This window comes from Longimicrobiaceae bacterium, assembly GCA_035936415.1.
In the GTDB taxonomy this organism is placed as follows: domain Bacteria; phylum Gemmatimonadota; class Gemmatimonadetes; order Longimicrobiales; family Longimicrobiaceae; genus JAFAYN01.
Genome location: DASYWD010000609.1, coordinates 1 through 9,991, shown reverse-complemented (window position 1 = coordinate 9,991; position 9,991 = coordinate 1). Strand labels below are relative to the sequence as shown.

Genomic DNA, 9,991 nt, shown 5'->3' with positions numbered 1-9,991 from the left:
GGCGGGGGGAGGCTCAGCAGGCGGTGCGTTTGTGTGAGCCCGCGCGGCAACCCCGTCTCGCTCCGCCGGCCGGGCGAGTTTCGCACCGCCGGGGGAGCCTCCCCCCGCCGACCACTCGCGACACCATCCGGATTCGGGATGAGCTTCGCACGCCGTCCCGCACCCCCGCAACGAAAAACGGCACCCCAATTAAGGGATGCCGTTCTCGTCGGGTATTCGCGAAGTGCGACCTATCGCTCAGAGCCACCTGTCGGAATCGAACCGACGACCTACGCATTACAAGTGCGTTGCTCTACCGACTGAGCTAAGGTGGCGGAACGCCCGCCTGTCCGGATCTCCCCGGGCAAGCGAGCAAAGTTAAGCCACAGCCCCGTTTGGGTCAAGCCGACTTCTTCCAGCGCGGCCCCTGCGGCGTGTCCTCCACGACGATCCCCCGCCCCGCCAGCTCGTCGCGGATGGCGTCCGAGCGGGCGAAGTCCTTCGCCTTCCGCGCCGCCTGCCGCTCGGCGATCCGCTCCTCCACCCAGGCGGCCAGCTCCGGGTCCACGACGTCCTCCCGGTCGGCGAGGGCGAGAAACATGAAGACCCCGTCCAGCCGCTCGAACACCCCGAGCGCCGCGTCCCGCTCCGCCTCGCTGATGGGCCGCGTCCCGAGGCCATCCAGCCGCGCGTTCACCTCCGGCACGAAGGTGTGCAGCGCGGCCAGGGCGACGCTGGTGTTGAGGTCGTCGTCCATGGCCTCCGCGAACTTCGCCAGCGCCGTGTCCGCCGCCCGGTGCAGCACGGGCACGTCGTCCGCGCCGGGGTGGAGGGCCGCCGGGTGCTCGCGCAGCCGGTTGCGGGTGTCGCGCACCCGGCGCACCGCCTCGGCCGAGGCGCTCAGCCCGTCGAGGCTGAAGTTCAGCTTGCTCCGGTAGTGCGCCGTCAGGAAGAGGTAGCGGATGGACGAGGGCCGGACGCCCTCCGCCACCAGGTCCTGCAGGTTGGCGACGTTCCCGACCGACTTCGCCATCTTCTCCCCTTCCATCTGCAGGAACTCGCCGTGCAGCCAGTACCGCGCGAACGGCTTCCCGGTCGCGCCCTCCGACTGCGCGATCTCGTCCTCGTGGTGGGGGAAGATGAGGTCCACCCCGCCGGCGTGGATGTCGAAGGTCTCCCCCAGCTCCTGCATGCTCATGACCGAGCACTCGATGTGCCACCCCGGGCGCCCGCGTCCCCAGGGCGTGTCCCACACCGCGCCCACCGCCTCGTCCTCCGGCTTGGCCGCCTTCCAGAGCGCGAAGTCGCGCGCGTCGCCCTTCTCGTACTCGTCGCTGGCGACCCTCTCCCCGCGCCGCCCGGCGGACAGGTCTACCTTCGACAGCTTCCCGTACTCCGGGAACCTGGAGATGTCGTAGTAGACCGATCCTTCCGCCGCGTAGGCGATCCCCCGCTCCTCCAGCCGGCGGATCAGGTCGATCATCCCCGGGACGTAGTGGGTGGCGCGCGGGTAGGCGTCGGCCGGGGCGATCCCCAGGGTGCGGAAGTTGTCGAAGAGGAGGTCCGCGAAGGCCTCCGTGTACTCGCCGAGCGGGACGCCCTTCTGGTTGGCGCCGCGGATGGTCTTGTCGTCCACGTCGGTCAGGTTCATCACGAACCGGACCTCGTACCCCCGGTACTCCAGGTACCGGTGCAGCACGTCCGCGAAGAAGAACGTCCGCAGGTTGCCGATGTGCGGCGGCGCGTAGATGGTGGGCCCGCAGACGTACATGCCGGCGTGGCCCTCGCGCAGGGGGAGGAAGTCTTCCAGCCGGCGCGTCAGCGTGTTGTAGAAGCGGAGAGGCATGGGAATGGAGAATGAAGAACGGAAGTATGTACTTGGCGCACACCTCTAAGCGGCGCCCCGTGAACGCCTTGCGGGTGTGCGCTACCTGAGCCAGCGCGGCACCGGGGCTTTCGCTGCTTCGGTCCGCTTCCGCAGGTCCGCCAGCATCCCTCGTACCGCGTCCTCTCTGTCCCGCTCCGGCAGGTGCCGTACCAGCAAGCCGAGCGCGGTCCGGACCAGCTCCGGAGTCAGCTCCTCCCCGCGCTCCCCGGCCGTGGCGACGTACCACGCCTGCAACTTTCTGATCGTGCGTTCATGGGGCACCGTGCCCCCGATGAAGGCGTGTAGCCCGCCCAACGACATACCGACCTGCTCCGCAGCCGTGCGATAGCCTACGTCCTCCGCGTAGGCCCGCACGGACGCGCGTAGCGTCTCGACAGGCACACCCCCGCTACTCGTCGGCATTGACCGGCGAGTGGCAGCGGCGTATCCTGCACCGTTCGAAGCGTTCGATTCTCAGTCGGGTACACTGGAGATACTACGCGCCGGCCGATTCACCCGCAACAAGGTAGACACTATGGACACGCCGGAGCAAGCGGAGATCCGGGCGGCGGCTCAGAAGGCCGCGGAGCAGATCGGGGTCCGGAAGTTGGGCCGTGCGGTGGGGATGAGTACGGGCGGGATACAGAAGGCGCTCTACGGGGAGCAGCTTCGACAAACGACCTGGACGAAGCTCCGGGCGTGGTACGCGCGGGAGTGGGCGCCCAAGCAGGATCCCGCATCGGGGGGCGTGGTGCTGGAGGCGCTGCTACAACAGATCGCACCGGCGTTCCGGGAGGAAGCGCGGCGGGCGATTACCGACCACCTGAGCCAGCTATACGGGCGGGCGCAACTCCCGGCTCCCGGCTGGCTTCTGGAGCAGCCCGGCACCGTGGTGGCGTATGACCGGGCGAAGCAGGAATACCGGGCGCCCTTCGCCGTGCTGGAGCTTTCGCGGGGTAGCTCGCTTGTCATCCCGGAGCAGCCGTTCCCCGGCGACCCGCGCGACGTGGTGGAGCAGATCGCTTCCGGCCGGGGAGTCTGGCACGATACCACGTACTACCCGGCGCACCGGATCCATAGGGTGAGATACCGCGGCGAGGAAGAAGCGGAGGAGCCCACGTAGGGCTCTACCGCTTCCGCTCGTCCTCTTCCTCCCCCCGTTGATCGGTCCAGCCGTCGGCGGGGGGCTTCTGGTTGAGGATCTTCCGCGTCAACTCCTCAAACGTCAGGTCACTTTTGAGGAGCCGTTCCCTTGGGTCTGGCTCCCGTTCGTGCGCCACATCGGGGCGCTGCGGTTCAGGTTTCGGCATCCTCCCTCCGGGGTTGGGGCCGCTCTCCTCCGAGGATGTCGTCCCACCGTCCTGCGGCTTCCCAGAAGCGTTGAACGGCATCCTCGCGCGTCTCACCAATCACTCCAATCTGATAGCGGCTCTCCGGTTGGCTAAGTGCCAACCAGTTGCCCGCGATCCGCTCCACCAGTCGGGGAAGCGGGGCGCTCCCTCCGAGCATCTGAATCATTGCTCACCTCCGGCACAGGTGTGTCCAGCGATTCGCAAGATAGCTGCTAAATAGCCGCCTGGCAACACCTTAGCCGCCAACTGGCGGCGGGGACGTAACCCGGTAACACGCGTAACCTTGACGTGCGTTACCGTGTGCGCTAATTTGTCCTCACCACTCGTAACGCGGAGGAAGCCATGGCGGTACACACTAACGGGCCGGGACCCTATGGCCCCCCTGCGGCCGTGCTGTCGGTCATCGACCGTTACCGGAACCGGGGCCTTCAGGTTCCAATTGACGGCGACGTACTCATGCGTGCGGGCGTCTCCGACAGTCTCGTCAACCGGACGTTCAACTCCCTGCGGATGCTCGACCTAGTTGACGAGCAGGGGAACCCGACAGAGCATCTGGAGGCGCTTCGGCTCGCCCGCACCGACGAGTACCAAGAGCGGTTCGCGGAATACCTTCGTGGCGTGTACCCGGACGTGTTCGCGTACGTGGACCCGGCGGAGGATAGCGAGGACGCGATCCGCGACGCCTTCCGGGGATATGAGCCGCGCGGCCAGCAAGGGCGGATGGTGACGCTGTTCTTAGGGCTCGCGGAGCACGCCGGAATGAGGAAACCGGCGACCAACGGAAATGGCGGGGACGGCACGGCGCCTCCCGCTGCCCGTAGTCGTCCCCGGTCCCCCGCTCCCGTGTCCCGCCCCCGACAGACGGAGCGCCGGACGGATCCCCCAAAGGGGGCGCCGCCACCGCCGAGGGAGGACGTTGGTGCTCTCCCGCCGGCAATAATGGGCCTGTTGAGTTCGCTTCCCTCCGAGGGGGACGCTTGGACCCAAGCGAGGCGGGACCGCTTCCTCAAGACGTTTGAAGCCGTCCTCGACTTCTGCTATCCGATCCGGGAGGAGCAAGAGCGGCTGCCGCTTGAGGTCTGAGGGAAGGAACCGCCGGGCACTCGGTAGGGAGGCCCGGCGGGCAGGTCCAACACACGCCCGTTTGTGGTGCCGTGCTCCCGGCCAGGAGACACTGCGGGATTCCAACCCCCGCAGTGGGTTTCCGGAGCATGGGTTCGGGTAGGGGTCCAATCCTACCCCACCGCAGACGAGGCGCGGGCGTGGCGGAACGGTAGACGCTCCCCGCCTTGGAAGCGGGGGACCTTGGCCGGTCTTGCGAGTTCGAGTCTCGTCGCCCGCACATACCCCGCACCGCTCTACGCTGGGCGGTGCGGGGGTTCTTGTCAACAGCTACCTTGTCCTAACGGTCCCATTCGAGGCGATAGTGATACCCCGGCTCGGGATTAGAAATGTGGTACTCAAACGACTTCGACACGGGATCGAAGGGGACTGTTCCGATCTGTACTGCACGAGGACTGAATTTCGAGTCTAGCCGTTGCTTGAGCACCCGCGCGGTCTTCTTGTAACCCTTGCCCGTGTGGCGCAGTTCTACACGCCACTGGAGCAGTTGAAGGGGCTCTGAAACCCTTGTACTGATGAACGGTTCGGATTTGCGATCCGCGTCGTCCAGATTCATAGCGAGATGGATCAGCGCCGCCTGATTGTACCGAAGGGGTGTCGGGAACTCCAAGCAGACTTTGTCATATCCGCCCACGTCACCAGGAGTGATTTCCCCAACGCGCTGAAAGTCGGACGCGAGTGCCGGCGGGTGCGTGCCGGACCACTTGAATTCGTAGTCAAACCGTGTCATCAGAGGCTGGCGGCACTGGATGTATTTGTACACCTCATACCGGAGCCGATTCCCGTCCGAGGTCGAGTATCGGATGAACGTCGATACGCTAGAATACCCCGCCGGGTACCGCACGGCCACGAAGGAGTTAAGCACCTGATATATCTTCCACAGCGTCGCTGATAGGAAGATGATGATCGCACACAGCGCAATCAACGCCGCCCATTGGTCCACGATAAAGACCACGATTAAGCCAATGATAGACGCCAACGCCGCTATGGCTTGAAGCCACTCGTTGAGGAATTTTCGCATCGTAGGATAGAAGAAGGGGCGATAGCAACTACTGTCTATCGCCCCTTGATGGGGTGCGTTCCGATTTCCTTGTCGCGGATCGGATCCTTAGCCGTCTCCTCCCATCATAGCCTCCTCGCTCTGCGCGCCGGGGAGTGATCGCATGCCCATTCAACTCACGGGCGAATACGCTATCTGCCTCCCCGCGCTTTGTCAAGGGTTTCGACGACGGCCCACTGTCGTCGCAAATGGTGTACCATTAGGTGGTCCAAGGGTCAGCTAGCATCTATCCAATGTAGGCGCTCCAAGCTTGATGCAACCATGCAACATGTGCCCGGTTTGGTACACCGTCTACCGTAGTTTGAGCCGCTTCCCCTCCATGCTCCGAATCGCCTGCACCACTCGGGCGCCGTCCTCAAGGTCCCGCGTGTTGTAGCGGAACTCAAACTCTGTGCAGTAGCGGTGCAGGTGCTTCCGAGAGACGTTGTGATAGATGCCGTAGATCCCCCGCTTGAGCAGAGAAAACACGCCCTCTACCGTGTTGCTGTGCACGTTGAAACCGTCCTCGTCCACCCGCGCGTACTCGCCTGCGGAGTGCGTGACGGTCCGATGGCTGGCGTACCCCTTCGCGGCGGGTGGATAGGCCCGGTACTCGTCGGTAACGAGGTTCGCGGAGCTGTGCACGCACTCCTCAAGCGCGGCCTTCAAGTTGTCGGCCCGCACGTCCGCGACGACGCGGGTGCGAACCTTCCCCTTCCGGCCCTCCGTGCTCCGCTCCACCATCGCAACCACGGGCTGCTTGCTGGTCCCCCGGCCGCGCTTGTGCACCTTCCCGTCGCCCTTCCGGGGCTTGCCGCCCACGTACGTTTCGTCCATTTCGACTACGCCGTTCAGTGGGTAGCCGCTGGTGTCCTCCATCGCCAGCCGGATCCGGTGCATCATCAGGAGCGCGGACTTGTAGCTGACGCCCGTCTGCCGGTGAATCTGCATGGCGCTGACGCCCTTCTTCCCGGCGCTGATCTGCCAGAAGGCGAAGCACCACACCCGGAGCGGAATCGGGCTGTCTTCCATGACCGTCCCCACGCGGACCGTGTACTGCTTCTTGCAGCCCGCGCACTTCCAGAGATACCGCGCGTTGCGGTTCCCTTCCTTGTCCAGCATCTTCCGTACGTCCGTGTCGCCGCACCGGGGGCAGGCCGGGGTGTCGCCCCACCGCTGCGCCTCAAGGAACTCCACCGCCGCCGCCTCGTCGCCGCACGCCTTTGGCAGAGCGCGGATGATCGCGGACTTTCCTTCGGCAACCGGAGTGTGCGGACCCTTGCGCGGCATCGGTCTGAGCGGGAACAGGTGGACGCTCCTTCAACCTGTCTCCAATCTAAGCGCCGGATGCCCGTGCGTCAAGTACATACTTCCGATGAAGAATGTAGAATGAAGAAAGCGGGAGGGCAGATCCGCGCGGCGCGGGACCTACCTCCCGGTCGTCGGCAGCAAGGCCCGGCGACATCGAGCCCGCGGGAAGCGCGAGAGCGCCCGGGCCCCCATTTCTACATTCTTCATTCTACGTTCTTCCTTCCGCCGTCCCCCGCCCCGCTCCCGGCGAGCCCGGACGCCACGGACTCGGCGGCATAATGCACCGTGCGCTGCGGGAACGGGATCTCGATCCCCTCGGCGTCGAAGCGCCGCTTGAGCCGGCGGCGCAGCTCGCGCCCCACGTCCCACTGCTTGAGCGGCACCGTCTTGGCCATGATGCGGATGTTCACCGACGACTCGGCGAAGGCCTCCACCCCCGGCACTACGATCTCCTCCACCAGGAAGTGCTTCCACTCGGGGTCCTCGTACATCTCCCGGCCCACGTCCCGCATCACCTCCATCACCCGGTCGACGTCCTCCTTGTAGGCGACGCCCACGTCCAGCACCACCCGCGACCAGGTCCGCGTCAGGTTGCTGACCCGCTTGATCTCGCCGTTGGGGACGATGTGCACCACGCCGAACACGTCGCGCAGGACGACCACGCGGAGCGTCATGCGCTCCACCGCCCCGGAGATCCCGGTGTCCAGGCGGATCACGTCGCCCACCGCGTACTGGTTCTCGAAGAGGATGAAGAGCCCGCTGATGATGTCCTTCACCAGCGACTGCGCGCCGAAGGACACCGCGAGGCCGATCACGCCCGCGCCGGCCAGAAGCGGGCCGACGTTCACGCCGAGCGCGCCGAGGACCATGAAGATCATCAGGACGATGATCACCACGATCCCGATGCTGCGCACCAGGCTGAGCAGCGTCTTGCTGCGCTGCTCCTGCACCGTCAGGAGCCCGCTCTCGCTGGGCTCGATGGAGCGCTCGATGCGCCGCAGCAGCAGCTTGAGCGCCCAGAAGGCGAGCCATCCGACGACAAAGGCCGCGAGCACCCGCAGCCCGGTGGCGGTCAGCTCCGGCCAGTTGAAGATGTCGGACCACTCGGTCCGCACGCGCTCGGTGAGCTCCTCGACGAGGGAGTCGGTCTGGATCATCGCGGCGAAGACGGTCTGCACCCGCGGCGGAAGCTCCGCCGCCGAAGCGGCAATCCTAGACCGCCGGCTCCCCCGGTGTCAACCGCGGCGCGCCTCAGGGGAGGACGCGCAGCTCGCGGATCCGCCATTCACCGCCGTCCAGCACCGCCCCCACGTAGACGGTGGAGGCCCGGGGCGCGCTCACCCCCCGCGAGCGCGAGCGCCAGGCGATCTCCCCGAAGCCCTGGAGCGGATCCCCGCCGGCCACGGTCACGCGCCCCGGGCGGGCGGCGACGCTCTGCCGCTCGGCGAAGAGCGCCCGGAGCGCCGCGGCCGCGTGCCGCTCCTGCACCGGGCCGGTCCCCTCGCCGGGCACCTCCAGCACCATCCGCCCGGTGGACGGCGCGAGCGCGGCCAGCGCGGCGGCGTCCTCCGCCTCCCAGAGGCGGGCGACGCGCGCGATGAAGCTCTCCAGGCCGGCCGCGACCGGCTTCTCCTGCGCCTGGAGCGTGGCGGGCGCGGCCAGCAGGAGGAGGAGCGCCAGGAGGCGGATCAGGCACATGGTCATCGCCCCGCTCCGGCCGCGACGCCGCCGAGCTGCTCCAGCACCGCGCGGAAGGCGGCGGCCGGGTCCGGGGCAGCGGTCACCGAACGCCCCACCACCACGAACTCCACCCCCGCCCCGGCCGCCTGCGCCGGGGTGGCGACGCGCGCCTGGTCGCCCGCGGCGTCCCCCGCCAAGCGGATCCCCGGCGTGAGGATCCCCAGCTCCGGACCGGCCGCCTCGCGGATCCGGGCGGCCTCGTGCACGGAGGACACCACCCCGTCCATCCCCGCGTCCGCGGCCAGCCGGGCGAGCCGGGCGGCCTCCTCCGGAGCGGACACCTCCGCGCGCCCCCAGGCCTCCCCCAGCTCGGGAGCGGAGAGGGAGGTGAGCACGGTGACGGCGAAGAGGCGGGGCCCGGAGCCGCCCCGCTCCCCCGCGGCACGGCGGGCGGCGCGGAGCATGGCGCTCCCCCCGGAGGCGTGCACCGTGAGCAGGTCGGCGCCCAGGCGGGCGGCGGACTCCACGGCGTGCGCCACGGTGTTGGGGATGTCGTGGAGCTTCAGGTCCAGGAAGACGCGCAGGCCCCGCTCCCGCAGGCCCAGCACCACCGCGGGCCCCTCCGCGGTGAAGAGCTGGAGCCCCACCTTGACCCACTCCGCCGCGGGCCCGATCCGCTCCACCAGGGCGTGGGCGTCTTCGGCGCGGGGGACGTCCAGCGCGACGATGGGTACGGGCGGGTGGTGCATCGGGCTTCGGCTCCTGGGTGGCGTGACGAACTGTGCCGGTGATTACCCGACGGGCCGCCGGGGGATCCCCCGGCGGCCCGTGGCGCGCGGCTCCGGACCCGGCTGCGGCTACCGCCCGCCGGCCGCCACGCGCCCGGTGTCGCGCTCGAAGAAGGCGTCGACCGAGCGCGCGAGCCGCTCCGCGATGAGCCCCTGGTAGCGCGCGGAGCGGAGCATCTCCTCCTCCTGCCGGTTGGAGATGAAACCGATCTCCACCAGCACCGCGGGCATGAAGGCGCCGTTCAGCACGTAGAACCCGGCCTGCTTCACCCCACGGTTGGGGCCCGGGTGCACGTGGTGCAGCTCGTCCTGGATGATCCCCGCCCAGTCGTTGGAGTCGCGCAGGTACTTGTTCTGGCGCAGGTCGTGGAGGATGAAGCTGAGCGGGTCGCGCTTCGCGCCGTGGTCCGCCTCGTACTTCTCCGCCGCGTTCTCCATCTCCTCCACCCGCTTGGCGTCCGCCGTCTTCGCCTCGGAAAGGAAGTAGGTCTCGAACCCCCGGGCCGCGCGGCTCGGGTTGGCGTTGCAGTGGATGGAGATGAAGAGCGCCGGCTGCCCCTCCTTCCGCCAGCCGTTGGCGAGGCGGGTGCGGTCGCGCAGGGCGATGAGGGTGTCGCGGTCGCGCGTCATCCGCACCTCGTACTCCGGGTTCTGCCGCAGGATCTCGGCGAGCCGGCGCGCCACCGCCAGGGTGATGACCTTCTCGCGGGCGCCGCCCGGCCCCGCCGCGCCCGGATCCACCCCGCCGTGCCCGGCGTCCACCACCACCAGCCGCTTCTGCGGAGGCTGCTCCTTCCGCACCGGCACCGGCGCCCGTGCCGGGCGCGGGGGTGCCGCCTCCGCGGCCCGGCTC

11 protein-coding genes and 2 tRNA genes are annotated in these 9,991 nt (G+C 68.0%); 3 read left to right on the top strand and 10 right to left on the bottom strand.

All coding sequences use genetic code 11. From position 1 onward, the window contains the following. Positions 1–241: 241 nt before the first annotated feature. The 3 genes from VGR37_24490 to VGR37_24480 all read right to left on the bottom strand — a co-directional run bounded on the left by VGR37_24490 (position 242) and on the right by VGR37_24480 (position 2,248). A tRNA-Thr gene (locus VGR37_24490) sits at positions 242–314 on the bottom strand. Positions 315–379: 65 nt separating this feature from the next. After that, a complete protein-coding gene (gene cysS, locus VGR37_24485; protein HEV2150579.1) occupies positions 380–1,825 on the bottom strand; it encodes a cysteine--tRNA ligase in 1,446 nt (481 codons plus the stop codon). Between the two features lie 81 nt (positions 1,826–1,906). Further along, the gene (locus VGR37_24480; GenBank protein HEV2150578.1) at positions 1,907–2,248 is read right to left on the bottom strand and encodes a hypothetical protein; all 342 of its coding nucleotides are present in this window, start codon (positions 2,246–2,248) and stop codon (positions 1,907–1,909) included. A 133-nt stretch (positions 2,249–2,381) separates the two neighbouring features. Here VGR37_24480 and VGR37_24475 point away from each other — a divergent pair, with 133 nt between their 5' ends. Next, positions 2,382–2,969 carry a hypothetical protein gene (locus tag VGR37_24475; GenBank protein ID HEV2150577.1) on the top strand — a complete coding sequence of 196 codons (588 nt, stop codon included), beginning with the start codon at positions 2,382–2,384 and terminating at the stop codon, positions 2,967–2,969. A gap of 173 nt (positions 2,970–3,142) precedes the next feature. Here the strand turns inward: VGR37_24475 and VGR37_24470 are convergent, their stop codons facing one another. After that, positions 3,143–3,364, bottom strand: a complete 222-nt coding sequence (locus VGR37_24470) for a hypothetical protein (GenBank protein ID HEV2150576.1) — start codon at positions 3,362–3,364, stop codon at positions 3,143–3,145. Between the two features lie 176 nt (positions 3,365–3,540). On the opposite strand from VGR37_24470, the gene VGR37_24465 reads away from it, so the two are divergent. Both VGR37_24465 and VGR37_24460 read left to right on the top strand, forming a co-directional pair. Then, entirely contained in the window at positions 3,541–4,281 is a 741-nt protein-coding gene (locus tag VGR37_24465; GenBank protein ID HEV2150575.1) for a DUF5343 domain-containing protein, read from the top strand. Between the two features lie 173 nt (positions 4,282–4,454). Continuing rightward, positions 4,455–4,540 (top strand) — tRNA-Pro (locus tag VGR37_24460). A gap of 60 nt (positions 4,541–4,600) precedes the next feature. Here VGR37_24460 and VGR37_24455 read toward each other — a convergent pair. The 6 genes from VGR37_24455 to VGR37_24430 form a co-directional block, all read right to left on the bottom strand. Continuing rightward, positions 4,601–5,341, bottom strand: a complete 741-nt coding sequence (locus VGR37_24455) for a hypothetical protein (protein ID HEV2150574.1) — start codon at positions 5,339–5,341, stop codon at positions 4,601–4,603. Positions 5,342–5,671: 330 nt separating this feature from the next. Further along, positions 5,672–6,649, bottom strand: coding sequence for an IS1595 family transposase (locus tag VGR37_24450; GenBank protein ID HEV2150573.1), 978 nt, complete (start codon positions 6,647–6,649; stop codon positions 5,672–5,674). A gap of 224 nt (positions 6,650–6,873) precedes the next feature. Beyond that, on the bottom strand, positions 6,874–7,848 hold the full coding sequence (locus VGR37_24445) for a mechanosensitive ion channel domain-containing protein (protein HEV2150572.1): 975 nt from the start codon (positions 7,846–7,848) through the stop codon (positions 6,874–6,876). A gap of 73 nt (positions 7,849–7,921) precedes the next feature. Next, on the bottom strand, positions 7,922–8,374 hold the full coding sequence (locus VGR37_24440; GenBank protein ID HEV2150571.1) for a hypothetical protein: 453 nt from the start codon (positions 8,372–8,374) through the stop codon (positions 7,922–7,924). Beyond that, the gene (gene pyrF / locus VGR37_24435) at positions 8,371–9,099 is read right to left on the bottom strand and encodes an orotidine-5'-phosphate decarboxylase (GenBank protein ID HEV2150570.1); all 729 of its coding nucleotides are present in this window, start codon (positions 9,097–9,099) and stop codon (positions 8,371–8,373) included. Before pyrF ends, VGR37_24440 begins: the two co-directional genes overlap by 4 nt. 108 nt (positions 9,100–9,207) lie before the next feature. After that, positions 9,208–9,991 (bottom strand): N-acetylmuramoyl-L-alanine amidase (locus tag VGR37_24430; protein HEV2150569.1); only part of this gene is annotated, 784 nt, incomplete at its 5' end.